The organism is Campylobacter ureolyticus (genome assembly GCF_027277485.1).
In the GTDB taxonomy this organism is placed as follows: domain Bacteria; phylum Campylobacterota; class Campylobacteria; order Campylobacterales; family Campylobacteraceae; genus Campylobacter_B; species Campylobacter_B ureolyticus_B.
In genome coordinates this window covers 107,934-128,353 of the sequence record NZ_JAPXGQ010000001.1, presented here as the reverse complement: position 1 = coordinate 128,353, position 20,420 = coordinate 107,934, and the positions used below count along the sequence as shown (strand labels likewise).

The window sequence follows — 20,420 nt, the reverse complement described above, 5'->3', positions numbered from 1 at the left end:
TATTTAGTCTTGTTTGTTAGTAGTGTTAGTCATAATTGATATAATTAGTATAAGTTTTATTTATATAGATAGACTAAAGAATAAGTGTATTTTTGTTTGCATTTTGTCTTTGTTTTTACGAGGATATGTAAATTAAATTTTTTATATCTAGATTGTTTTATATTTTTAAATTATCTTAAACATTATTGATGGTATAAAAAAATAATTTTAAAATTAAATAGTTTTTTGTGTAATAAATCTTTATTATAAAATAGACTAATAGACTAATAGACTAATAGACATATTAGGCATTATAGTAATAATTTAGTTTATTATATAGTAAATATTTTAATATTATGTTAAAAAAAATAAACTAAATTGAGTTTTTATCCCAATAAATTTTTTTTAAAAAAATAGTATAATTTTGATTTAGGAGATAATATGAAAATATTTTATTCATCATTTATAGTGATGATTTTTGGACTTTTAATAAGTTTTTTTATAGGAAATTTAAAGGCTGTTTATATATGTTTCTTACTAGCCATTTTGGAAGTTAGTCTTAGTTTTGATAATGCGGTTGTAAATGCAAAAATCTTAAATCAAATGAATAAAGTGTGGAGAAGGAGATTTATTATCTTTGGTATTCCAATTGCTGTTTTTGGAATGAGATTTTTATTTCCACTTCTTATAGTTTCTATTTTTTCAGGATATTCAATGCTTCAAACTCTAAATTTTGCTATTAACTCACCTGAATTATACCATGAGGCTTTAAGTCAAAATAAAGATGAAATCTATATTTTTGGTGGAGCATTTTTAATGATGGTATTTTTTGATTTTTTCTTTGATAATCAGAGAAAAACACATTGGTTAGAATTGATAGAAAATAATAAAATTATCGAATTTTTTAAGAAATTTGCAAATATAAATTTGATTTTAGCGATTTTTTTAGGACTTATTTTTATGCAAAAAACTTCAAATTTAACTTATGGACTTTGCTTTTTTTCTGCCATTTTTATACATTTGTTAATATCGTCTTTAAATGAAACTTTTAGCTCAGGAAGTGTTAGAAATGGAATTATTGGATTTTTATATTTGGAAGTTTTAGATGCGAGTTTTAGTTTTGATGGTGTAATTGGAGCATTTGCATTAAGTGAAAATATCTTTATTATTATGATAGGACTTGGAATTGGTGCGATGTTTGTAAGAAGCATAACAATATACTTGGTTGAGAAAAAAACGCTTTTAAAATTTGCATATTTAGACCACGGTGCACATTATGCGATATTTGCACTTTCTATTATAATGTTTATACAAGTTTTTTACGAGGTTAGTGAAATTATAACTGGAACTATAGGATTTTTATTCATTTTTTTAGCTTTTTTAAGTTCGGTTTATAAAAACAGGCGTGATAATTTGCAAGCAAAAGTTGATTAAGGCTTTAAAGCACCTTAATCATTTTTTGATAAACTTCTCCATAGATATCTAAATTATCATGAAATTTAAAACCAAATTGCGTATAAAGTTCAGGAGTGTGAGTAACTAAACTCATTTTTTTAAGATCAGAGTTTTTAGCTATTTTTATAGCTTCATTCATTAAGGCTTTAAAATATCCTTTGCCTCTAAATTTTGGATCAACTGCAACACTATCTATATAAAACTCATCATCCTCACACTCTTTTTTTGTCAAATTTTTAGAGCCAAGTTGTTTTAATCTTTCATTGAAAACTGCGTCTAAAAAGTCACTTTCATATCCTTTGTAAAATATCATAGCCCCACAGATATTTCCGTTCTCATCTTCATACACTATTGTATTTTCGTATGACAGGCGATTGTTTTTAGCCCTAAAAAAAATTTCAAATTTTTCCATTTTTTTATCATAGTCTGTTTCATTTAAAATCACTCCGCTAATGTCATCCATCGCTAAATCAAGTATTTTGGCGCATTTTTTTGCATCGCTTGGCTTTGCTTTTCTTACCATTTGATCTCCTTAAAATTTGCGTGATTTTACCAAAATTAAAATTTATTTTTGCTTACATTTTTTAATGCTTTTACTTCATAAGTAAGCCTGTGAAAATTTGTATATCCGTATTTTAAAACAGCTTCAATATGTGCTTTTGTAGCGTATCCTTTATGTTTTAAAAAACCATATTCTGGGTATTTTTTATCAGCTGTTTTTAAATTTTCATCTCTTGTAACTTTAGCTAAAATACTTGCTGCACTTACCTCTTTTATTAGTGCATCAGCTTTTATCATAGTTTTTATTTTTTGGACTTTAAAATTTGTATTTCCATCATAAATATATTCAAACTCATCTCCAAAATAGTTCAAAATTTCTAAAAGCCCATTTTTTAAACACTCTGAAAGTCCTATTCTATCAACATCTTGGCTTGTAAAAGTAACAATTTTAAATTTTGCATTTTTACAAATTTCATTAAAAAGAACTACTCTTTTTTTCTCACTTATCTTTTTACTATCTTTTAGACCATCTATCTCTTTATCTAAAACAACTCCAGCTATACATAAATCACCTGCCAAGCATCCACGCCCAGCTTCATCAATACCACAAATTTTCATAAATCTCCTAAATGCTTAAAGCATATTGCCAAAATGGTGTTATTTCACACTTTATGCCCTCTATTGTAAAACTTTCCTCATTTCCCATTGTTATTGCATAAAGTTTTGAGATTCTCATTTTTTTTAGTTTTTCAAAAAGTTTTTTAAATTTTAAATATATAAACTCGCTTGTTGTAAAAGGGATGATTAAAAAAGCTAAATTTTGATTTTGCAAATTTTTATTTGGCAAGTAAAAATCAAAATCATCCGTAAAATAAATTTCTTTATTAAGCGTTAAAAGTTCACACAATAGGGCATTTTGAAGTTTTTTAATAAAATGTTTTTTATAGCTTAAATTATCCATAAAAGCAAAATCTCCAAAATAAATTCTTTTAGAGGTGGATTTAAATTTTGGTACAAATTTGATAATCCCCTCATCCTCGAGCCTAAAAACAGCCTCATAAACTTTATCTTTTGAAATTTTATAAAATTCTTTTAGATTTGTATAAATTTTGTTTGTACTAAAATTTTGATTTACAAATTTAGCACATTCTAAAAGTACTAAAAGTTCATTTTCATTATAATTTGCTTTAAGATTATTTTGAATTGAAATTTTATCATTTATGCTATTTCCTCTTGTTAAAAATTCGCTAAATATTGCCCCAAGATCATTAGTTTTTCCCTCAAGTGCAATAAATTCTTCGAAATCAAGCATATTTAAGTTGTATGTTTTAAAACCATTTAAATTTAATGATTTTTGTCTTGTTGTAAGATAAATATTTTCTATGTTTGTATTGCTAGAGCTTAGGTTTTCAATTATTTTTAAGAGTTTTGAATCATTGGTTTTTAGATTGTCAATTCCAATAAATTTGATTTTTTTATTTAAATTTAAAAATTTTAAAAAATCAGTTTCATCAAAATTTAGACGCAAATCATCAAGATTTATGTATAAAATTTCATCTTTTTGATTTTTAAAAAGCAGATTTAATAAAATTTGACTTTTGCCTGAGTTTAGTTGACCGCAAATTAAAGCCTTGCTACTATTAATTTTAATTTTTCTAGCAATATTATTTTGAAAAATTGGCGGGTTTTCATAAATATAATTTAAAATTTCCATAAAAAAATTATAGCAAATTTAACTTAATTTTTAAATTTTTAAGAATTTTCAATAAAATAAAAACTTTCCTTTTAATAAGGAAATAAAAAAGATAAGTTTTAGATAAAATGCCGTAAAATATTGACTTTGCAAAATAATTCTTATATAATCACAATCTTTTTAAATCAAAAAAGGTCGCATTTTTTTGCGACAAGTTCTTTATGAAGGAAAAAACTATGGAAAGAATTAGGTTAAAGTTAAAAGCTTACGACCATAGAGTTTTAGATAGAACAGTTACAGCAATAGTAGAAGCTGTCAAAAGAACAGGTGCGGATGTCAGAGGTCCAGTGCCTATGCCTACAAAGATCAAACGCTATACAGTCTTAAAATCTCCACACGTAAATAAAGATTCAAGAGAGCAGTTTGAGATAAGAATTCACACCCGTATGCTTGATATCGTTGCAGCAACTCCTGAGACTGTAGATTCACTTACAAAATTGGATCTTGCACCAGAAGTTAATGTTGAAGTTCGTGCAATGGGTAATAAGGGGTAAATTTATGGAATATATAGTAGAAAAGATAGGTATGAGCAGAACCGTTGATAGAGTTAGCCTACCAGTTAGTCTGCTAAGAGTTATAAACACCAAAGTTTGTGAAGTTGGTGAAAATAATAAAGCCATTGTTGCTTATGCAAGTGGTAAATCTAATAATAAAACTATAGCAGGACAACAAAAAAAATATAGTCTAAGTAAAGAGTTCAATAAATTTGCTAGCTTAGAAGTAGCAAATAGCGAAATAGGCGACCAAGATATGACTCCTTTAGATGGGGCAAAAGTTATAAAAGCAAGCTTTAATACTAAAGGTAAAGGTTATCAAGGTGTTATGAAAAGACATGGTTTTGCAGGTGGTCCAAAATCTCACGGAAGTAGATTTCACAGAAGATCGGGATCAATTGGTAACTGTGAGTGGCCAGGACGCGTTCAGCCTGGTAGAAAAATGCCTGGACAAACAGGAAATGTAAAAGTTACAGTTAAAAACGAAGTTGTTAGCTTTGATAAAGACAATGGTGTTTTAGTTGTAAAAGGTTCTGTTCCTGGATTTAATGGTGCAATGGGTAGAATAAGGATAGTAAAATGAGTAAAGTAGCAGTATTTAATGAAAAGCTTGAAAATGCAGGCGAGATAGAACTTCCTGTAAAATATAGCGAAGTAAATCCACACAACTTATATTTATATGTAAAATCATACCTTGCAGCTGTTAGATCAAATACAGCTCATACTAAAACAAGATCTGAAGTAAGTGGTGGTGGTAAAAAACCATGGCGCCAAAAAGGTCGTGGCGGTGCGAGAGCTGGCTCAACTAGAACAAATGTTTGGGTTGGTGGTGCAGTATCTTTTGGGCCAAGCAATGAAAGAAACTACACTCAAAAAATCAATAAAAAACAAAAAAGACTTGCACTTGAAAGAGCACTTTTTGAAAGAGCCGAGCAAGGTAAAATTTTTGCTGTTGAAAGTATTGACATAGAGTCAGGCAAAACAAAAGATGCTAATAGTTTCATCAATAACTTTAAAGTTAGAGATGCTTTAATTGTTGGAGACTTATCATCTGTTGATAGTTTAGAAAGTGCAAAAAGAATTCAAAATACATTCTTAGCATATAGAAATTTAACAAATTGCTATGCTATTGATGTAAGTGAAATAAATGCTTATTTAGTAAAAGTATATAGTGCGGTTATTATTGAAAAATCGGCACTTGATAAGATAATAAAAGAGGGTTAAAATGGCAGATATAACAGATATAAAAACGATTCTTTATACAGAAAAAACTTTAGACCTTCAAGAAAGTGGTGTGGTTGTTATTCAAACATCAACAGATGTAACTAAAAATAAACTAAAAGCTATATTAAAAGAGTATTTTGGAATCACACCTTTAAAGATAAATTCATTAAAAATGGATGGTAAAGTTAAAAGATTTAGAGGAAGAATTGGCACAAGAAATAGTTATAAAAAATTCTATGTTAAACTTCCTGAAGGTGCAAGCCTAGAAAGTATAGGAGCATAAGATGTCAGTAAAACATTATAAACCATATACTCCAAGTAGAAGATTTATGAGTGGTTTAAGCAGTGATGATATAACTGCAAAAGCAAGTGTAAGATCACTTCTTAAAAAAGTTCCTGCAACTGCTGGAAGAAACCACAATGGAAGAATAACTTCAAGACATAAACAAGCCGGAGCTAAAAAACTTTATAGAATTATTGATTTTAAAAGAAGTAAATTTGGCATTGAGGGTAAAGTAGAGGCTATTGAGTACGATCCAAATAGAAATTGTAGAATTGCATTAATTAGCTACAAAGATGGTGAAAAAAGATATATTATTCAACCAAATGGCTTAAAAGTTGGCGATGTTATCGCTTCTGCTGAAAGTGGTCTTGATATAAAACCAGGCAATGCTATGAAACTAAAAAGTATCCCTCTTGGAACAATTTTACATAATATTGAGCTAAAACCTGGCAAAGGTGCACAGATGGCAAGAAGTGCTGGTGGATATGCTCAACTTATGGGTAAAGAAGAAAAATATGTTGTATTAAGATTGCCAAGCGGTGAAATGAGAAGAGTTTTAGCTGAGTGTATGGCAACTATTGGTGAAGTTGGAAATGAAGAATGGGCAAATGTTGTTATCGGTAAAGCTGGTAGAAATAGACATTTAGGAATTCGCCCTCAAACAAGAGGTAGTGCGATGAACCCTGTTGATCACCCACACGGCGGTGGTGAAGGTAAGAAGAACTCAGGTCGTCATCCAGTTACTCCATGGGGACAACCAACCAAGGGTCTTAAGACTAGACGCAAAAAAGCTAGTGATAAACTTATAATTTCAAGAAGGAAAGGAAAATAGAGATGGCTAGATCACTCAAAAAAGGTCCTTTCGTTGATGATCATGTAATGAAAAAGGTAGAAGTTGCTAAAAAAGCAAAAGATAATAAGCCGATTAAAACTTGGTCAAGAAGAAGCACGATTGTACCTGAAATGATTGGACTTACATTTAATGTTCATAACGGTAAAAGTTTTATACCTGTGTATATTACAGAGCATCATATAGGTTATAAATTAGGTGAGTTTGCTCCAACAAGAACTTTTAAAGGCCACCGTGGCTCAGTTCAAAAGAAAATCGGTAAATAGGAGTAGAGTATGAGTAAATCAATTATTAAATTTGTTCGTATTTCTCCGACAAAGACTAGACTTATAGCAAAACAAATTCAAGGTATGAATGCGGAATTTGCTCTTGCAACATTGGAATTTACACCAAATCGTGGCGCAAAATATATTGCTAATGCTATATCAAGTGCCGTTGCAAATGGTGGATATGAGCCAGAAGAAGTTATAGTTAGTTCATGCAGAGTAGATGCAGGTCCTGTTCTAAAAAGATTTAGACCTAGAGCAAGAGGATCAGCTAGCAAGATTAGAAAACCTACTTCTCATATAATGGTAGAAGTTTCAAAATTACAAAAGAAGGAAGCGTAAAATGGGACAAAAAGCCAATCCAATAGGACTAAGACTGGGAATTAATAAAAACTGGGAGTCTAGATGGTTTCCTTCAAAGGAGAATTTGCCTGTAAATATTTCTGAAGATTATAAAATTAGAAAATTTTTAAAATCAAAATTATATTATGCAGGTATAGCTCAAATCATTATAGAAAGAACAGCAAAAAAAATTAGAATAACTATTGTTGCTGCAAGACCTGGAATTATTATCGGTAAAAAAGGTAGCGAAGTTGAAGTTTTAAAACAAGATGTTGTAAAACTTATTGGTAAAGATGTTAATATTAACATAAAAGAAGAGAGAAAATCAGGTTCATCTGCTCAACTTGCTGCTGAAAATGTTGCTATGCAGCTTGAAAGAAGAGTTGCTTTTAGAAGAGCAATGAAAAAAGTTATCCAAAATGCACAAAAATCAGGTGCAAAAGGTATAAAAGTTGTAGTATCTGGAAGACTTGGTGGTGCTGAAATGGCAAGAACAGAGTGGTATTTGGAAGGTAGAGTTCCACTACATACTTTTAGAGCCAAGATAGATTATGGATTTGCAGAAGCTCACACTACTTATGGAAATATCGGCGTAAAAGTTTGGATATTTAAAGGTGAGGTTTTACATAAAGGACTTGAGCCTGAAAAAACAGAAGAAAACGCACCAAAAAGATCAAGAAGAACAAGAAGAGGTAGATAATTATGTTAATGCCAAAAAAGACTAAATATAGAAAAATGATGAAGGGCAGAAACCGAGGTTATGCTACCAGAGGAACTCAACTTACTTATGGTACCATTGGTATAAAGGCTGTTGAGGCAGGTAGAATAAACTCACGCCAAATTGAAGCGGCTCGTATTGCAATGACAAGACATGTACAAAGACAAGCTAAAATTTGGATTTGTGTTTTCCCTGATAAACCTTTAACTAAAAAACCTTTAGAAACTCGTATGGGTAAAGGTAAAGGCGGTGTTGAAGAGTGGGTTATGAATATAAAACCTGGTAGAATCATATTTGAAATGGCAGGGCCAAGTGAGAAGCTTTCAAGATCAGCACTTACTCTATCAATGCATAAGTTGCCATTTAAATCAAAAATAGTAACAAGAGAGAGTGAAAATGAACTATACTGAGATAAAAGATAAAAGTGTAGCTGAGTTAAACACTATGCTAATAGAGAAGAAAAAGTTGCTTTTTGAATTAAAAAGAAAGCTAAAAACTATGCAACTTACAAACCCTAATGAAATTCGTGAGGTTAAAAAAGATATTGCTAGAGTTAAAACTGCCATTACAGCAGTTAATAAGGGAGCATAAATGACAACATCAAAAAGAGTTATTCAAGGCGTTGTACTTAAAAAAGCAGGAGATAAAACTGCAACTGTTTTAGTTGAGAGAAAAGTTATGCATCCTAGATATAGAAAATTTGTTAAAAGATTTAAAAAATATTTAGTGCATGATGAAGCAAATCAAACACAAATAGGCGATGTTATCTCAGCAATTGAGTGCAGACCGCTTAGCAAAAATAAAGCATTTCGCTTATATAAAGTTGTAAAAAAAGGAGTTGAGTAATGATTCAAAGCTTTACAAGACTTTCAGTAGCTGATAATAGCGGTGCTAAAGAATTAATGTGTATAAAAGTTTTAGGTGGAAGCAAAAGAAGATATGCAACAGTTGGTGATATCATTGTTTGTTCAGTTAAAAAAGCTCTACCTAACGGAAAAATGAAAAAAGGTCAAGTTGTTAAAGCTGTTGTTGTTAGAACTAAAAAAGAAATTCAAAGGCTTGATGGGTCTTTAATTAGATTTGATGACAATGCGGCTGTTATTCTTGATGCAAAAAAAGAGCCAGTTGGAACTCGTATTTTTGGACCAGTTGGTAGAGAAGTAAGATATGGTGGATTTATGAAAATAGTTTCACTTGCACCGGAGGTTTTATAATGATAACAAAATATAAAATTAAAAAAGGCGACAGTGTTAAGATAATTGCTGGTGATGACAAAGGCAAGACCGGAGTTGTAAAAAGTGTTTTTGCAAAAGAAGGAAAAGTTATTGTCGAGGGTTGCAAAGTAGCTAAAAAGGCTGTTAAACCTAGTGAAAAATTTCCTAATGGCGGTTTTGTAGGTGAGGAAATGCCTATGGATATTTCAAATGTTGCAAAGGTTGAGGAGTAATTTATGAATAGACTTAGAACTAAATATAATGACCAAGTAAGACCTGAGCTTATAAAAGAATTTGATATAAAAAATCCTATGTTAATTCCTGCTATTGAAAAAATAGTTATTAGCGTTGGTGCTGGCGATGCTGCAAGAGATCAAAAAGTATTTCAAAATATGATAGATACAATCTCTTTAATAGCTGGACAAAAAGCACTTGGCGTAAATGCTAAAAAATCAGTTGCAAGCTTTAAAGTAAGAGAGGGTTACCCTGTAGGAATAAAAGTAACTTTAAGAAAAGATAATATGTTTGTCTTTTTAGATAAGCTTATCTCTGTTGCACTTCCAAGAGTAAAAGATTTTAGAGGTCTTCCAAAAAATGGTTTTGATGGAAGAGGAAACTATAACTTTGGTTTGGATGAGCAGTTAATGTTCCCAGAAGTTGAGTATGATAAAATTTTAAGAACTCACGGTATGAACATCACTATAGTTACAACAACAAATAGCGATAAAGAGGCTTACAGACTTTTAGAAGTTTTAGGTATGCCTTTTTCAAAAGGAAATTAATATGGCAAAAAAATCAATGATAGCTAAGGCAAGTAGAGAGGCTAAATTTAGCTCTAGAAAATACACAAGATGTAAAATTTGCGGAAGATCAAAGTCTGTTTATAGAGACTTTGGACTTTGTAGAGTTTGTCTTAGAAAAATGGCTAATGAAGGTCTAATTCCAGGCCTTAAAAAATCAAGTTGGTAAGGAAGAGTTATGTTGAATGATTTAATATCAGATGCTTTAACAAGAATTAGGAACGCTAGCTTAAGAAGACTTGATACAACAAAACTTCTACACTCTAAATCAGTTGAGGCAATAGCTAGAATTTTAACAGAAAAAGAGTATCTTGAAAGTTATAATGTTGTAGAAGAAGACAATAAAAAATTTATAAATGTTGTTTTAAAATATGATGAAAATGGTAGAAGCGTTATAAATGAGCTAACTAGAGTTTCAAAGCCAAGTAGAAGACTTTACCAAGGTAAAGATGAGATAAAAAGATTTAAAAATGGTTATGGAACAGTTATAGTTTCAACAAGCCAAGGTATTATGGCTGGTATAGAAGCTAGCAAAAGAGGAATTGGCGGCGAAGTTCTTTGCACAGTTTGGTAAGAACTTTTTAAATCTGCTTTTTATGGTATTGTGGTATCCATTCTTAAAAGTAGACATACCCTAGACAAGTAAAAAGGAAAAAAATGTCAAGAATAGGCAAACAACCGATATCTATTCCAAAAGGTATAGATGTAAGTCTAAACTCAACTGTTTTGAGTTTTAAAAAAGGTAATATTACTCAAGATCTAGATACAAAAGGCTTTGTAAATGTTGAGTTAAAAGATGGCTCAATAGTTTTTTCACCAAAAGGCGAAGATAGACAAAGTAGAGCTTTTTGGGGAACTTATAGATCATTGGCACACAACATTGTAGTTGGTTTAACTGATGGTTTTTCAAAAAAACTTGAAGTAAATGGTGTTGGTTATAGAGCTGCTGTTAAAGGCAATGTATTAGAATTAAATTTAGGTTTTTCACACTCTATTAACTATAAGCTACCAGAAGGTGTTCAAGCTAGTATTGAAAAAAATATAATAACAATATCTGGCTATAATAAACAAAATGTTGGTCAAGTAGCAGCTGAAGTTCGCGAGTTTAGACCACCTGAGCCATACAAAGGTAAGGGTATTAAATATGTAGATGAGCGAATTATCCGCAAAGCCGGAAAAACATCTAAGAAATAAGGGTAAAAAATGAAAGCAAATATTTTAAAGAAAAAATTATCTCTAAGAATAAAAAGAAAAAAAAGAGTTAGAGCTAAAATTTCAGGTGTAGCTGCTTGCCCTAGAATTTCTATTTTTAAATCAAACAAAACTGTTTATGCACAAGCAATTGATGATGTAGCTTCACAAACAATTTGTGCAAGTAGTGGTAGTGTTTTAAAATTAAAAGCTAATAAAGATGGTGCTATAGCTTTAGGAAAAGATATGGCAGATAAGTTAAAAGAAAAAGGGATAGATCAGGTGGTTTTTGATAGAAACGGATATTTATATCATGGTGTTATTGCGTCATTTGCTGATGCATTAAGAGAAAATGGCATTAAGCTGTAGCCCTAAGGATAGAAAATGGAAAATTACAATAAAGAAGAATTTGAAGAAGTAATCGTTGATATCAGTAGAGTGGCTAAAGTTGTTAAAGGTGGTAGAAGATTTAGATTTACAGCTTTAGTTGTTATAGGCAATAAAAAAGGCTTAGTGGGATATGGTTTTGGAAAGAGCAAAGAAGTTCCTGATGCTATTAAAAAAGCAGTTGATGATGCATTTAAAAATATCATTAAAGTAAAATTAAGCGGAACAACAGTTCCTCATGATGTTGAAGCTAAATTTAACGCTAGTAAAATTTTACTAAAACCTGCTAGCGAAGGAACTGGAGTTATCGCTGGTGGTTCAACTCGTCCTGTTTTAGAACTTGCTGGAATTCAAGATATCTTAACTAAGTCTTTAGGTTCTAACAACTCATCAAATGTTGTAAGAGCAACTATTAAAGCTCTTAGTATGATGAAAGGATAATATATGGGATTAGAAAATTTACAAAAAGCAGTTGGCTCAACTTCTTCTAAAAAAAGAATTGGAAGAGGCAGAGGAACAGGCTGGGGAAAAACAGCTGGAAAAGGAATGAAAGGTCAAAGAGCTAGAACTGGCTTTAATGAAAAAAGAGGTTTTGAAGGTGGACAACAGCCACTTCAAAGAAGACTTCCAAAAGTTGGTTTTACTTCTAGAGTAGAAAAACCTTATGTTATCAATGTGGAAAAAATTTCAGCTATCAAAAATTTAGATGAGATTACTTTTGAAAGCATAAGATCAGTACATAAATTTTCAAACAAAATTTCAAAAATAAAATTAATTGGTGCAAGTGCCAAAGATCTTATTTCAAAAATAAAAGATGAAAATATAAGAACTAGCGGACAAAACTAATGAGTAAGTCACTTCGTAATAAAATCTTGATAACTTTTGGATTTTTGTTTGTCTATAGAATACTGGCCTATGTGCCAGTTCCTGGTGTAAATGCCGATGTTATTAGAGACTTTTTTACAACAAATAGTGATAATGCATTCGGTATGTTTAATATGTTTAGTGGTAAAGCCGCTGAAAGACTTAGTATAATTTCACTTGGTATTATGCCTTATATTACAGCTTCTATTATTATGGAGCTTTTAGCAGCAACTTTTCCAAAGCTTGGACAACTAAAAAAAGAAAGAGATGGTATGCAAAAATATATGCAAATCATCCGATATGCAACTGTTTTAATAACAGTAGTTCAAGCCATTGGAGTAAGTATAGGACTTAAACACATGGGATCTGAGGCTGTATTAATAGATCAAAATTTATTTATAGCAATTTCATGCGTGTCTATGCTAACAGGAACTATGCTTTTAATGTGGATAGGTGAACAAATCACTCAAAAAGGTATAGGAAATGGAATAAGTTTAATTATCTTTGCAGGTATTGTAAGTGGGCTTCCTTCAGCAATAGTTGGCGCTGTAAATTTAGTAAATACAGGCGAGATGAATTTCTTAGTACTTATTCTAATAGTATTAATAGTCCTTCTTACTATTGGCTTTGTTATTTTTGTGGAACTTGGAGAAAGAAGAATTCCAATTTCTTATTCAAGAAAAGTTATGATGCAAAATCAACATAAAAGGATAATGAACTATATTCCGGTAAAAGTGAATTTAAGTGGAGTAATTCCTGCAATTTTTGCTAGTGCTGTTTTGATGTTTCCACTTACTATGTTCCAAGCAAGTTCAAATCCTATAATGCTAAAAATAAATGACTTTTTTAGTCCGAACGGCTATATGTTTCAAATTTTAATGTTTTTATGTGTTGTATTTTTTGCATATTTTTATGCAACAATTGCATTTAATTCAAAAGATATTAGCGAGAATTTGAAAAAACAAGGTGGATTTATTCCAGGAGTTAGACCTGGTGAAAATACTGCTACTTTTTTAAACGATGTTGCTGGAAGACTTACTTTTTGGGGTGCTATTTATCTAGGACTTATATCAACGCTTCCTTGGCTTTTGGTTAAATTTTTAGGTGTGCCTTTTGCTTTTGGAGGAACTTCAGTTTTGATTGTTGTTTCAGTTGCATTAGACACTATGAGAAAAATTGAAGCACAAATTTATATGAATAAATTCCAAACTTTAAGTGCAGTAGGACTTTAAAAATGGCAATTTCATTAAAAAGTGTTGATGATATTAAACACTTAAGAGCGGCAAACAAACTTGTCGCTCAAACACTTGATTATACAAAAGAGTTTTTAAAAGCTGGTATGACGCTTTTAGAAGTTGATAAAAAAATAGATGATTTTATAACTAAAAATGGAGCTTATCCAGCATTTAAAGGACTTTATAATTTTCCAAATGCAGCTTGTTTATCACTAAATGAAGTATGTATCCATGGTATTCCAGATAACACTATTTTAAAAGAAGGTGATATTTTAGGTGTGGATATTGGAACAAGGCTTAATGGATATTATGGTGACAGCGCTAGAACTTTTGGGATTGGTGAAATTTCAAAAAGCGATGAGGATTTAATTAATTGTAGTAAAGATGCACTTTATTTTGCTATTAAGAATATAAAAGTAGGGATGCATTTTAAAGAACTTAGCTTTTTAATAGAAAATTTCATTCTTGATAGGGGATATGTTCCACTTGAGGGATATTGTGGTCATGGCATTGGTAAAAAGCCTCACGAAGAGCCAGAAATTCCAAATTATTTAACAGGAAAAAATCCAAAACAAGGTCCAAAGATAAAAAATGGAATGGTTTTTTGTATTGAACCTATGATTTGTCAAAAAAGTGGCGAAGCTGTTGTAGCAAGTGATGGTTGGGCAGTAACTAGCAAAGATGGTCTTAGAACAAGTCACTACGAACACTGCATCGCTGTAGTAAATGGAAAAGCTGAAATTTTAAGTATTGCTTAAATTTAAAGGAAACCCTTTAAATTTAAGTTTTAATTCTAAGCTATTTAATTTCTATTTTTTTAAACATACACTCTACATTAAAAATCCAAGTAAGTTTTGTTGAGAAATTTATATGCACTAATAATTTATGTCATAACGCATTAAAAATTTATTAAAAATACAATTTTGAGAAATTCATTAAACGCATTTTAAATAATTTATGGTAAAATCAAAAATTCAATGCAAAAATAAAAAAGAAAGGAGAAAATGTGGCAAAAGATGATGTTATTGAAATAGATGGTAATGTTATAGAAGCTTTACCAAACGCTACTTTTAAAGTAGAACTTGATAATAAACATGTTATTTTATGTCATATCGCAGGCAAGATGAGAATGCACTATATAAAAATTATGCCTGGTGATAGAGTAAAAGTTGAACTTACACCTTATAGCCTTGATAAAGGCAGGATTACTTATAGGTATAAGTAAATTTAAAGCTTTTTTAGATAAAATAACGGCTTGCAACAAACTGTGTGAAGAAGTGTTTTTAAAATTACCACTGTTTTAAAAACAGTTGGCTAAAATAAATTCGCCTAAATTTAGGACATCTTTTAGCCTAAGTGCAGTCATAGCAAAAAAGTGGAATAATTTTTTTGGAGACAGATATGAAAGTTCGTCCTTCTGTAAAGAAGATATGTGACAATTGCAAAATTGTTAAACGCAAAGGCATAGTTTTCGTTATATGCGATAACCCAAGACATAAGCAAAGACAAGGATAAAATATGGCTCGTATTGCAGGTGTTGATTTACCAAAGAAAAAAAGAATCGAGTATGGTCTAACCTACATTTATGGCATAGGGCTTTTTTCATCAAGAAAAATCCTTGACGCAGTTGGAATTTCTTACGATAAAAGAGTTCATGAGCTAAGCGAAGATGAAGCAGCAGCAATTAGAAAAGAGATCCAAGAACACTATATGGTTGAAGGTGATCTTAGAAAAAGTGTTGCGATGGATATCAAAGCACTTATGGATTTAGGAAGTTACAGAGGTTTAAGACATAGAAAAGGTCTTACTGTAAGAGGTCAAAAAACAAAGACAAACGCTAGAACTAGAAAAGGTAAGCGTAAAACTGTCGGTGCAGCTGCAAAGTAGTAGGAGTTAGATAATGGCAAAAAGAAAAGTAATTAGAAAAAAAGTAGCTAAAAAAAGTATAGCTAAAGGAATTGTTTTTATCAGTGCTTCGTTTAATAATACTATGATAACTGTAACTGATGAAATGGGAAATGTAATATCTTGGAGTAGTGCAGGTGCACTTGGCTTTAAAGGTAGTAAAAAATCAACTCCTTATGCAGCTCAGCAAGCAGTTGAAGATGCTATCAATAAAGCAAAAGAACATGGTATAAAAGAAGTTGGTATTAAGGTTCAAGGACCTGGAAGTGGTCGTGAAACAGCTGTAAAAAGTGTTGGTGCGATCGAGGGCATTAAAGTAACATATTTTAAAGATATAACTCCACTTCCTCATAATGGTTGCAGACCTCCTAAAAGAAGAAGAGTGTAAGGAGTAGAATATGGCAAGATATACAGGACCAGTTGAAAAATTAGAAAGAAGATTAGGGGCTGATTTAGGTTTAAAAGGTGAAAGAAGATTAGCAGGAAAAGATGCACTTAGTAAAAGACCTTTTGCACCAGGACAGCATGGACAAAGAAGAGCTAAAATAAGCGAGTATGGACTACAACTTCGTGAAAAACAAAAAGCTAAATTTATGTATGGATTAAACGAAAAACAATTTAGAAATTTGTTTAAAGAAGCATCAAGAAAAGATGGAAACACAGGTTCTATTTTTGTTCAATTATTAGAGCAAAGACTTGATAATGTTGTTTATAGAATGGGCTTTGCAACAACTAGACGCTTTGCAAGACAGCTTGTTAGCCACGGACATATTTTAGTAGATGGAAAAAGAGTTGATATTCCATCATATAGAGTATTTCCAGGACAAAAAATAGAAATTATAGAAAAAAGTAAAGAAAACCCACAAATCACTAGAGCAGTTGATTTAACAGCGCAAACAGGTTTGGCTCCTTGGGTAGATGTTGAAAAAGATAAAAAATTTGGATTATTTACAAGAATTCCTGAAAGAGAAGAAATTCAAATCCCAATCGAAGAGAGATTTATCGTAGAGCTTTACTCAAAATAATAAGGGGGATATTAATGAAAACAATCACCACTTCAGCCCATACGCCAACTGAGATAAGAGTTGAAAAAGTAAGTGAAAATGTAGCTAAAATAATAGCATATCCATTTGAAACTGGATATGCTGTAACAGTTGCTCACCCACTTAGAAGACTTTTATATACAAGTAGTATTGGCTTTGCACCAACAGGTGTTAAAATCAATGGCGTGGCACACGAGTTTGATAGCATTGCCGGAATGCTTGAAGATGTTGCTATTTTTATTATGAATCTTAAAAATTTGAGATTTAAATTAAAAAACAACTCAGCAAGAGAGATAGTAGAGTATGAATTTAAAGGACCAAAAGATTTAAAGGGAAGTGATTTAATAAATGATATAGTTGATATCGTAAATCCTGACCAACATGTTGCTACTTTAAATGAAGATGCAGATTTAAAATTTACTATTATTGTAGAAAAAGGCATAGGCTATATCCCAAGCGAAGAGTTAAAAGACTATATTAGTAGCGATTTTATGGCATTAGATGCATTTTTTACACCAGTAAAAAGAGCGATTTACGATATAGAAAATACCTTAGTTGATGATAACCCTGACTATGAGAAAATAGTTTTTACAATTACAACAAATGGTCAAGTTACACCTATTGAGGCTTTCCAAAATGCACTTCAAACAATGCATAGACAACTTGGCGTTTTTGAAAACATAGTTGATGTTGAAAAACCTGTTGGCAAATCTTCATCTTCTCAAAATTCAGAATATGCAAAGCTTTTTGAAAGTATTGAAAATCTAAATTTAAGTGCAAGAAGCTTTAATTGTTTAGATAAAGCTGGTATTAAATTTATCGGCGAGCTTGCTTTAATGGAAGAAAGTATTTTAAAAGATATTAAAAATTTAGGTAAAAAATCTCTTGAAGAGATTAAAGCTGTGATGGAAGAAATAGGCTATCCAGTTGATGCACCTGAGCTTCAAAGTCATAAAAAGCAATTAAATGAAAAAATACAAGAATTAAAAAATGAAAAGAATGAAGGATAAAATATGAGACACGGACATGGTTATAGAAAACTTGGCAGATCGTCAAGCCACCGCGCCGCAACGCTAAAAAATTTAACCATAGCCATTACAAAAAATGGCAAAATAGAAACAACACTTCCAAAAGCAAAAGAACTTAGAAGTTATGTTGAAAAACTTATAACAAAAGCAAAAGTTGGAGATTTTAATGCTCACAGAGTTGTTTTTGCTAGTATTCAAGATAAAGTTACTACAAAAAGACTTGTTGAAGAGATTGCTCCAAAATACAAAGACCAAAACGGTGGTTATACAAGGATAGTAAAAACTAGACTTAGACGCGGTGACGCGGCACAAATGGCTTATATAGAGCTTATTTAAAAATCTTTTGAGCTGAATTTTTCAGCTCATTTACAAAATTTAAATTTATAATTTATCAAATTTACGCTAAAATGGTTAAAAAACTTAAGGATATGAAATGCTTCCATTTAGTGATGAAGAGTTAATTGACCCTGTTTTAGAAAGCTTACAAGTTGTTACTCCAATGCTTGAAAGAGATGGTGGAGGGCTAAAACTTTTAGGTATTAAAAATGGAGTCGTATATGTAAGACTTACAGGACATTGCCACGGCTGTCCAGCAAGCGATCAAACACTAAAGTATGCTATAGAAAGACAGCTTAAAATCGACATTCATCCAGATTTAAGCGTAGTAAATATACCAATTGGCGAGGATTTTAATATTGATAAATTATAAAGATTTAGGATACAGTGCTTTCAAAGCTTTAGATTTTGAAAATGCAAAACTCTACTTCTCACTTGCTATTAATAAAACAAACAAAGAAGAAATATACTTTTTAATAAATTTATGCGAACTTGCAAAGAGTCAAAATAAAGAAGCGCGTATGCTATTTGATTTTTATATGTTTTCAAAAGATGAGCTTAACCTAGAAGAGTTAAACTCAATTTTTGATGAGATAGAGCACACCTCTTTTGAAGATAGTATTGATAATATTATAAAATCAGAAGATGCTGTAACTTATGATGAGTTTAAAAATATAGTTTTAAAAAAAGTTAATTTTAAAGATGGCTTGGAAGGCGTTATGGTATCAACTAAGCTTATTATTCAAAATACTCAAAGTTTTTTGGACTTTATAGAACATTTACTTGATAATGGGCTTGAGAGCACAGGTGTTGAATATTTTGAAAGCTTTTTACAGATTAATGGCTCAGCATATCCAAAAGCCAAATTTATAGCACAGAAGATAAAAGATTATGAAAATAGATCTAAAAAATAATTTTATTACAGATAATTCAAACGAATGCATTAAAAATTGCTACTTTTTAAAGTGTGATTTTAATGCTAAATTTTGGGAAGATGCAAAAGCAAAAGGTGCAAATTTAATAACCTTAAAAGAAGCAAAAAAACTTTTAAATGTTGATGAAAATATTAAAATAGTGGGCATTACAGGTACAAACGGTAAAACTACAACCGCCGCTGCAATTTATTCAATGTTACTTGATTTGGGATATAGTGTATTTTTAAGTGGCACAAGAGGAGCGTTTGTAAATGAAAAAATGGTTGATGAAAAAGGCCTTACAACAAGCTCACCTATGAAAACATTAAGCTATTTACTTACTGCCACAAAGCAAAAATGTGATTTTTTTGTTATGGAGGTAAGCTCTCATGCAATTGCCCAAAATAGAATCGAAGATTTAAAATTTGCTCTTAAAATTTTTACAAATTTATCAGTTGATCATCTTGATTATCACAAAACTATGGATGAATATGCAAGAGTAAAAAGTAGTTTTTTTGCTGATGAGACCCCAAAACTGATTAATAAAGATGATTCTCATATAAAATTTAATTATAAAAATGCCTATACTTATGCTCTAAAATCTCCAGCAACTTTTAGTATTTTGGCATACTCCATAAAAGATGGCATAGAAGCTGTTATAAAAACACCAAAAGAAGAAGTAAAAATTTCAAGTGATTTGGTTGGTGAGTTTAACCTTTACAACCTACTTGCTGCTTTTAGTGCTGTTGAGATTTTAACTAAGAAAAGTTTAGATGAAATTTCAAAAGCTTTATCAAATTTTGCAGGTGTAAAAGGCAGAGTCGAGGTTGTTAATGATAATCCAAAAGTTATAGTTGATTTTGCTCACACACCTGATGGAATTGAAAAAGTTTTAAACGCTTTAAAAAACAATGAGCTTATAGTGGTTTTTGGAGCAGGCGGAGACAGAGATCATACAAAACGCCCTTTAATGGGAGCCATGGTAGAGCATTTTGCAAAAATTTACATTGTTACAAGTGACAATCCAAGAAGTGAAAATCCAAATGACATCATAGATGATATTTTAAAAGGCATGGAAAATAAAGAGCGCGCTATCGTTGAGCCTGATAGAAAAAAAGCTATAAAAAAAGCTCTAGATTTAGCCAAAAATGGTGAAATGGTTGTAATTTTAGGAAAAGGTGATGAGACTTATCAAGAGATAAATGGTGTAAAACATCCATTTTCAGATGAGCTTGTAGTAAAAGAAATTTTAAAAATCAAATAGTAATAAAAAGGTAAAATATGCAAATACAAATGTTACAAAGTAAAATTCACAGAGCAACTGTAACAGATGCAAACTTAAACTATGTTGGATCAATTACAATTGATGAAAATTTGATAAAAGCTGCTAATTTAAAAGAATTTCAAAAAGTTGAAATTTTAGATGTTAATAATGGCGAAAGATTTGCAACCTATATCATAAAAGGTTCTAAAAAAGGCGAAATTTGCTTAAATGGAGCTGCAGCTAGAAAAGTATGTGTTGGAGATATTGTAATAATTGTAAGTTATGCTTTGATGAGTGATGAAGAGGCAAATACACATAAGCCAACAATCGTGCAAGTAAACTCACAAAATGAAATAATTAATTAAAGGAAAAGT

Annotated in this window: 37 protein-coding genes; 34 read left to right on the top strand and 3 right to left on the bottom strand. The window is 30.9% G+C overall.

What is annotated here, in order from left to right; translation table 11 throughout:
- Positions 1–420 precede the first annotated feature (420 nt).
- Positions 421–1,413, top strand: a complete 993-nt coding sequence (locus tag O6B72_RS00740) for a DUF475 domain-containing protein (RefSeq protein ID WP_156847133.1) — start codon at positions 421–423, stop codon at positions 1,411–1,413.
- Positions 1,414–1,417: 4 nt separating this feature from the next.
- Here O6B72_RS00740 and O6B72_RS00735 read toward each other — a convergent pair whose 3' ends face one another.
- Genes O6B72_RS00735 through O6B72_RS00725 form a run of 3 tightly spaced genes read right to left on the bottom strand, consistent with a single transcriptional unit; the run spans position 1,418 to position 3,649 of the window.
- The gene (locus O6B72_RS00735; RefSeq protein WP_156847132.1) at positions 1,418–1,957 is read right to left on the bottom strand and encodes a GNAT family N-acetyltransferase; all 540 of its coding nucleotides are present in this window, start codon (positions 1,955–1,957) and stop codon (positions 1,418–1,420) included.
- A 35-nt stretch (positions 1,958–1,992) separates the two neighbouring features.
- Positions 1,993–2,553, bottom strand: a complete 561-nt coding sequence (locus tag O6B72_RS00730; RefSeq protein WP_156847131.1) for a ribonuclease HII — start codon at positions 2,551–2,553, stop codon at positions 1,993–1,995.
- Positions 2,554–2,560: 7 nt separating this feature from the next.
- On the bottom strand, positions 2,561–3,649 hold the full coding sequence (locus tag O6B72_RS00725) for an ATP-binding protein (protein WP_269491937.1): 1,089 nt from the start codon (positions 3,647–3,649) through the stop codon (positions 2,561–2,563).
- A 215-nt stretch (positions 3,650–3,864) separates the two neighbouring features.
- Between O6B72_RS00725 and rpsJ the strand changes: the two genes are divergently transcribed.
- The 33 genes from rpsJ to panD all read left to right on the top strand — a co-directional run bounded on the left by rpsJ (position 3,865) and on the right by panD (position 20,411).
- Positions 3,865–4,182 (top strand): 30S ribosomal protein S10, encoded by a 318-nt coding sequence (gene rpsJ, locus O6B72_RS00720; protein WP_016646200.1) that lies wholly within the window; start codon positions 3,865–3,867, stop codon positions 4,180–4,182.
- A 4-nt stretch (positions 4,183–4,186) separates the two neighbouring features.
- Positions 4,187–4,765 carry a 50S ribosomal protein L3 gene (gene rplC / locus O6B72_RS00715; protein ID WP_018713518.1) on the top strand — a complete coding sequence of 193 codons (579 nt, stop codon included), beginning with the start codon at positions 4,187–4,189 and terminating at the stop codon, positions 4,763–4,765.
- Positions 4,762–5,406 (top strand): 50S ribosomal protein L4, encoded by a 645-nt coding sequence (rplD, locus tag O6B72_RS00710; protein ID WP_018713517.1) that lies wholly within the window; start codon positions 4,762–4,764, stop codon positions 5,404–5,406. The genes rplC and rplD overlap by 4 nt, the downstream gene beginning before the upstream one ends.
- Before the next feature lies 1 nt (position 5,407).
- Positions 5,408–5,689, top strand: coding sequence for a 50S ribosomal protein L23 (locus tag O6B72_RS00705; RefSeq protein ID WP_018713516.1), 282 nt, complete (start codon positions 5,408–5,410; stop codon positions 5,687–5,689).
- A gap of 1 nt (position 5,690) precedes the next feature.
- A complete protein-coding gene (gene rplB, locus O6B72_RS00700; RefSeq protein ID WP_024962099.1) occupies positions 5,691–6,521 on the top strand; it encodes a 50S ribosomal protein L2 in 831 nt (276 codons plus the stop codon).
- 2 nt (positions 6,522–6,523) lie between these two features.
- Complete coding sequence (gene rpsS / locus O6B72_RS00695; RefSeq protein ID WP_016646195.1) at positions 6,524–6,805, top strand: 30S ribosomal protein S19; 282 nt, start codon at positions 6,524–6,526, stop codon at positions 6,803–6,805.
- A 9-nt stretch (positions 6,806–6,814) separates the two neighbouring features.
- Positions 6,815–7,147 carry a 50S ribosomal protein L22 gene (gene rplV, locus O6B72_RS00690; protein WP_016646194.1) on the top strand — a complete coding sequence of 111 codons (333 nt, stop codon included), beginning with the start codon at positions 6,815–6,817 and terminating at the stop codon, positions 7,145–7,147.
- A gap of 1 nt (position 7,148) precedes the next feature.
- Positions 7,149–7,847, top strand: coding sequence for a 30S ribosomal protein S3 (gene rpsC, locus O6B72_RS00685; protein WP_018713514.1), 699 nt, complete (start codon positions 7,149–7,151; stop codon positions 7,845–7,847).
- A 2-nt stretch (positions 7,848–7,849) separates the two neighbouring features.
- Complete coding sequence (rplP, locus tag O6B72_RS00680; protein WP_018713513.1) at positions 7,850–8,275, top strand: 50S ribosomal protein L16; 426 nt, start codon at positions 7,850–7,852, stop codon at positions 8,273–8,275.
- On the top strand, positions 8,262–8,456 hold the full coding sequence (rpmC, locus tag O6B72_RS00675) for a 50S ribosomal protein L29 (RefSeq protein WP_016646191.1): 195 nt from the start codon (positions 8,262–8,264) through the stop codon (positions 8,454–8,456). The genes rplP and rpmC overlap by 14 nt, the downstream gene beginning before the upstream one ends.
- Entirely contained in the window at positions 8,457–8,711 is a 255-nt protein-coding gene (rpsQ, locus tag O6B72_RS00670; protein WP_018713512.1) for a 30S ribosomal protein S17, read from the top strand.
- Complete coding sequence (gene rplN, locus O6B72_RS00665; RefSeq protein WP_024962100.1) at positions 8,711–9,079, top strand: 50S ribosomal protein L14; 369 nt, start codon at positions 8,711–8,713, stop codon at positions 9,077–9,079. The genes rpsQ and rplN overlap by 1 nt, the downstream gene beginning before the upstream one ends.
- Positions 9,079–9,312 carry a 50S ribosomal protein L24 gene (rplX, locus tag O6B72_RS00660; RefSeq protein WP_018713510.1) on the top strand — a complete coding sequence of 78 codons (234 nt, stop codon included), beginning with the start codon at positions 9,079–9,081 and terminating at the stop codon, positions 9,310–9,312. Before rplN ends, rplX begins: the two co-directional genes overlap by 1 nt.
- A gap of 3 nt (positions 9,313–9,315) precedes the next feature.
- Positions 9,316–9,861, top strand: coding sequence for a 50S ribosomal protein L5 (gene rplE, locus O6B72_RS00655; protein WP_018713509.1), 546 nt, complete (start codon positions 9,316–9,318; stop codon positions 9,859–9,861).
- Position 9,862: 1 nt separating this feature from the next.
- On the top strand, positions 9,863–10,048 hold the full coding sequence (locus O6B72_RS00650) for a type Z 30S ribosomal protein S14 (protein WP_016646186.1): 186 nt from the start codon (positions 9,863–9,865) through the stop codon (positions 10,046–10,048).
- Between the two features lie 9 nt (positions 10,049–10,057).
- Positions 10,058–10,453: a 30S ribosomal protein S8 gene (rpsH, locus tag O6B72_RS00645; RefSeq protein ID WP_018713508.1), complete on the top strand. Its 396-nt coding sequence runs from the start codon at positions 10,058–10,060 to the stop codon at positions 10,451–10,453.
- Positions 10,454–10,536: 83 nt separating this feature from the next.
- Positions 10,537–11,073 carry a 50S ribosomal protein L6 gene (gene rplF / locus O6B72_RS00640; RefSeq protein ID WP_244078114.1) on the top strand — a complete coding sequence of 179 codons (537 nt, stop codon included), beginning with the start codon at positions 10,537–10,539 and terminating at the stop codon, positions 11,071–11,073.
- 9 nt (positions 11,074–11,082) lie between these two features.
- The gene (rplR, locus tag O6B72_RS00635) at positions 11,083–11,439 is read left to right on the top strand and encodes a 50S ribosomal protein L18 (RefSeq protein WP_018713506.1); all 357 of its coding nucleotides are present in this window, start codon (positions 11,083–11,085) and stop codon (positions 11,437–11,439) included.
- A 15-nt stretch (positions 11,440–11,454) separates the two neighbouring features.
- A complete protein-coding gene (gene rpsE / locus O6B72_RS00630; RefSeq protein WP_018713505.1) occupies positions 11,455–11,898 on the top strand; it encodes a 30S ribosomal protein S5 in 444 nt (147 codons plus the stop codon).
- A 3-nt stretch (positions 11,899–11,901) separates the two neighbouring features.
- Positions 11,902–12,303: a 50S ribosomal protein L15 gene (gene rplO, locus O6B72_RS00625; protein ID WP_018713504.1), complete on the top strand. Its 402-nt coding sequence runs from the start codon at positions 11,902–11,904 to the stop codon at positions 12,301–12,303.
- Positions 12,303–13,553 carry a preprotein translocase subunit SecY gene (secY, locus tag O6B72_RS00620; RefSeq protein ID WP_244078117.1) on the top strand — a complete coding sequence of 417 codons (1,251 nt, stop codon included), beginning with the start codon at positions 12,303–12,305 and terminating at the stop codon, positions 13,551–13,553. The genes rplO and secY overlap by 1 nt, the downstream gene beginning before the upstream one ends.
- A 2-nt stretch (positions 13,554–13,555) precedes the next feature.
- Complete coding sequence (gene map / locus O6B72_RS00615) at positions 13,556–14,314, top strand: type I methionyl aminopeptidase (RefSeq protein ID WP_269486990.1); 759 nt, start codon at positions 13,556–13,558, stop codon at positions 14,312–14,314.
- 248 nt (positions 14,315–14,562) lie between these two features.
- Positions 14,563–14,781, top strand: coding sequence for a translation initiation factor IF-1 (infA, locus tag O6B72_RS00610; RefSeq protein ID WP_005869854.1), 219 nt, complete (start codon positions 14,563–14,565; stop codon positions 14,779–14,781).
- A gap of 176 nt (positions 14,782–14,957) precedes the next feature.
- The gene (gene rpmJ / locus O6B72_RS00605; protein WP_081617952.1) at positions 14,958–15,071 is read left to right on the top strand and encodes a 50S ribosomal protein L36; all 114 of its coding nucleotides are present in this window, start codon (positions 14,958–14,960) and stop codon (positions 15,069–15,071) included.
- 3 nt (positions 15,072–15,074) lie between these two features.
- A complete protein-coding gene (gene rpsM / locus O6B72_RS00600) occupies positions 15,075–15,443 on the top strand; it encodes a 30S ribosomal protein S13 (protein WP_016646178.1) in 369 nt (122 codons plus the stop codon).
- Positions 15,444–15,456: 13 nt separating this feature from the next.
- Positions 15,457–15,849, top strand: a complete 393-nt coding sequence (gene rpsK, locus O6B72_RS00595; protein WP_016646177.1) for a 30S ribosomal protein S11 — start codon at positions 15,457–15,459, stop codon at positions 15,847–15,849.
- Positions 15,850–15,859: 10 nt separating this feature from the next.
- Positions 15,860–16,486 (top strand): 30S ribosomal protein S4, encoded by a 627-nt coding sequence (gene rpsD / locus O6B72_RS00590; RefSeq protein WP_269485783.1) that lies wholly within the window; start codon positions 15,860–15,862, stop codon positions 16,484–16,486.
- A gap of 14 nt (positions 16,487–16,500) precedes the next feature.
- Entirely contained in the window at positions 16,501–17,514 is a 1,014-nt protein-coding gene (locus O6B72_RS00585) for a DNA-directed RNA polymerase subunit alpha (protein WP_018713500.1), read from the top strand.
- A gap of 3 nt (positions 17,515–17,517) precedes the next feature.
- On the top strand, positions 17,518–17,868 hold the full coding sequence (rplQ, locus tag O6B72_RS00580) for a 50S ribosomal protein L17 (protein ID WP_018713499.1): 351 nt from the start codon (positions 17,518–17,520) through the stop codon (positions 17,866–17,868).
- Positions 17,869–17,965: 97 nt separating this feature from the next.
- The gene (locus O6B72_RS00575) at positions 17,966–18,241 is read left to right on the top strand and encodes a NifU family protein (RefSeq protein ID WP_016646173.1); all 276 of its coding nucleotides are present in this window, start codon (positions 17,966–17,968) and stop codon (positions 18,239–18,241) included.
- Positions 18,228–18,782 carry a hypothetical protein gene (locus O6B72_RS00570; protein ID WP_269491936.1) on the top strand — a complete coding sequence of 185 codons (555 nt, stop codon included), beginning with the start codon at positions 18,228–18,230 and terminating at the stop codon, positions 18,780–18,782. Before O6B72_RS00575 ends, O6B72_RS00570 begins: the two co-directional genes overlap by 14 nt.
- A complete protein-coding gene (locus O6B72_RS00565) occupies positions 18,760–20,046 on the top strand; it encodes a UDP-N-acetylmuramoyl-L-alanyl-D-glutamate--2,6-diaminopimelate ligase (protein ID WP_269491935.1) in 1,287 nt (428 codons plus the stop codon). Before O6B72_RS00570 ends, O6B72_RS00565 begins: the two co-directional genes overlap by 23 nt.
- 17 nt (positions 20,047–20,063) lie before the next feature.
- Entirely contained in the window at positions 20,064–20,411 is a 348-nt protein-coding gene (gene panD / locus O6B72_RS00560; protein WP_269491934.1) for an aspartate 1-decarboxylase, read from the top strand.
- The last annotated feature ends 9 nt before the right edge of the window (positions 20,412–20,420 follow it).

Coding starts and splice junctions, on each gene's coding strand:
- O6B72_RS00740 (WP_156847133.1), top strand. CDS start 421: ATGAAAATATTTTATTCATCATTTATAGTGATGATTTTTGGACTTTTA.
- O6B72_RS00735 (WP_156847132.1), bottom strand. CDS start 1,957: ATGGTAAGAAAAGCAAAGCCAAGCGATGCAAAAAAATGCGCCAAAATA.
- O6B72_RS00730 (WP_156847131.1), bottom strand. CDS start 2,553: ATGAAAATTTGTGGTATTGATGAAGCTGGGCGTGGATGCTTGGCAGGT.
- O6B72_RS00725 (WP_269491937.1), bottom strand. CDS start 3,649: ATGGAAATTTTAAATTATATTTATGAAAACCCGCCAATTTTTCAAAAT.
- rpsJ (WP_016646200.1), top strand. CDS start 3,865: ATGGAAAGAATTAGGTTAAAGTTAAAAGCTTACGACCATAGAGTTTTA.
- rplC (WP_018713518.1), top strand. CDS start 4,187: ATGGAATATATAGTAGAAAAGATAGGTATGAGCAGAACCGTTGATAGA.
- rplD (WP_018713517.1), top strand. CDS start 4,762: ATGAGTAAAGTAGCAGTATTTAATGAAAAGCTTGAAAATGCAGGCGAG.
- O6B72_RS00705 (WP_018713516.1), top strand. CDS start 5,408: ATGGCAGATATAACAGATATAAAAACGATTCTTTATACAGAAAAAACT.
- rplB (WP_024962099.1), top strand. CDS start 5,691: ATGTCAGTAAAACATTATAAACCATATACTCCAAGTAGAAGATTTATG.
- rpsS (WP_016646195.1), top strand. CDS start 6,524: ATGGCTAGATCACTCAAAAAAGGTCCTTTCGTTGATGATCATGTAATG.
- rplV (WP_016646194.1), top strand. CDS start 6,815: ATGAGTAAATCAATTATTAAATTTGTTCGTATTTCTCCGACAAAGACT.
- rpsC (WP_018713514.1), top strand. CDS start 7,149: ATGGGACAAAAAGCCAATCCAATAGGACTAAGACTGGGAATTAATAAA.
- rplP (WP_018713513.1), top strand. CDS start 7,850: ATGTTAATGCCAAAAAAGACTAAATATAGAAAAATGATGAAGGGCAGA.
- rpmC (WP_016646191.1), top strand. CDS start 8,262: ATGAACTATACTGAGATAAAAGATAAAAGTGTAGCTGAGTTAAACACT.
- rpsQ (WP_018713512.1), top strand. CDS start 8,457: ATGACAACATCAAAAAGAGTTATTCAAGGCGTTGTACTTAAAAAAGCA.
- rplN (WP_024962100.1), top strand. CDS start 8,711: ATGATTCAAAGCTTTACAAGACTTTCAGTAGCTGATAATAGCGGTGCT.
- rplX (WP_018713510.1), top strand. CDS start 9,079: ATGATAACAAAATATAAAATTAAAAAAGGCGACAGTGTTAAGATAATT.
- rplE (WP_018713509.1), top strand. CDS start 9,316: ATGAATAGACTTAGAACTAAATATAATGACCAAGTAAGACCTGAGCTT.
- O6B72_RS00650 (WP_016646186.1), top strand. CDS start 9,863: ATGGCAAAAAAATCAATGATAGCTAAGGCAAGTAGAGAGGCTAAATTT.
- rpsH (WP_018713508.1), top strand. CDS start 10,058: ATGTTGAATGATTTAATATCAGATGCTTTAACAAGAATTAGGAACGCT.
- rplF (WP_244078114.1), top strand. CDS start 10,537: ATGTCAAGAATAGGCAAACAACCGATATCTATTCCAAAAGGTATAGAT.
- rplR (WP_018713506.1), top strand. CDS start 11,083: ATGAAAGCAAATATTTTAAAGAAAAAATTATCTCTAAGAATAAAAAGA.
- rpsE (WP_018713505.1), top strand. CDS start 11,455: ATGGAAAATTACAATAAAGAAGAATTTGAAGAAGTAATCGTTGATATC.
- rplO (WP_018713504.1), top strand. CDS start 11,902: ATGGGATTAGAAAATTTACAAAAAGCAGTTGGCTCAACTTCTTCTAAA.
- secY (WP_244078117.1), top strand. CDS start 12,303: ATGAGTAAGTCACTTCGTAATAAAATCTTGATAACTTTTGGATTTTTG.
- map (WP_269486990.1), top strand. CDS start 13,556: ATGGCAATTTCATTAAAAAGTGTTGATGATATTAAACACTTAAGAGCG.
- rpmJ (WP_081617952.1), top strand. CDS start 14,958: ATGAAAGTTCGTCCTTCTGTAAAGAAGATATGTGACAATTGCAAAATT.
- rpsM (WP_016646178.1), top strand. CDS start 15,075: ATGGCTCGTATTGCAGGTGTTGATTTACCAAAGAAAAAAAGAATCGAG.
- rpsK (WP_016646177.1), top strand. CDS start 15,457: ATGGCAAAAAGAAAAGTAATTAGAAAAAAAGTAGCTAAAAAAAGTATA.
- rpsD (WP_269485783.1), top strand. CDS start 15,860: ATGGCAAGATATACAGGACCAGTTGAAAAATTAGAAAGAAGATTAGGG.
- O6B72_RS00585 (WP_018713500.1), top strand. CDS start 16,501: ATGAAAACAATCACCACTTCAGCCCATACGCCAACTGAGATAAGAGTT.
- rplQ (WP_018713499.1), top strand. CDS start 17,518: ATGAGACACGGACATGGTTATAGAAAACTTGGCAGATCGTCAAGCCAC.
- O6B72_RS00575 (WP_016646173.1), top strand. CDS start 17,966: ATGCTTCCATTTAGTGATGAAGAGTTAATTGACCCTGTTTTAGAAAGC.
- O6B72_RS00565 (WP_269491935.1), top strand. CDS start 18,760: ATGAAAATAGATCTAAAAAATAATTTTATTACAGATAATTCAAACGAA.
- panD (WP_269491934.1), top strand. CDS start 20,064: ATGCAAATACAAATGTTACAAAGTAAAATTCACAGAGCAACTGTAACA.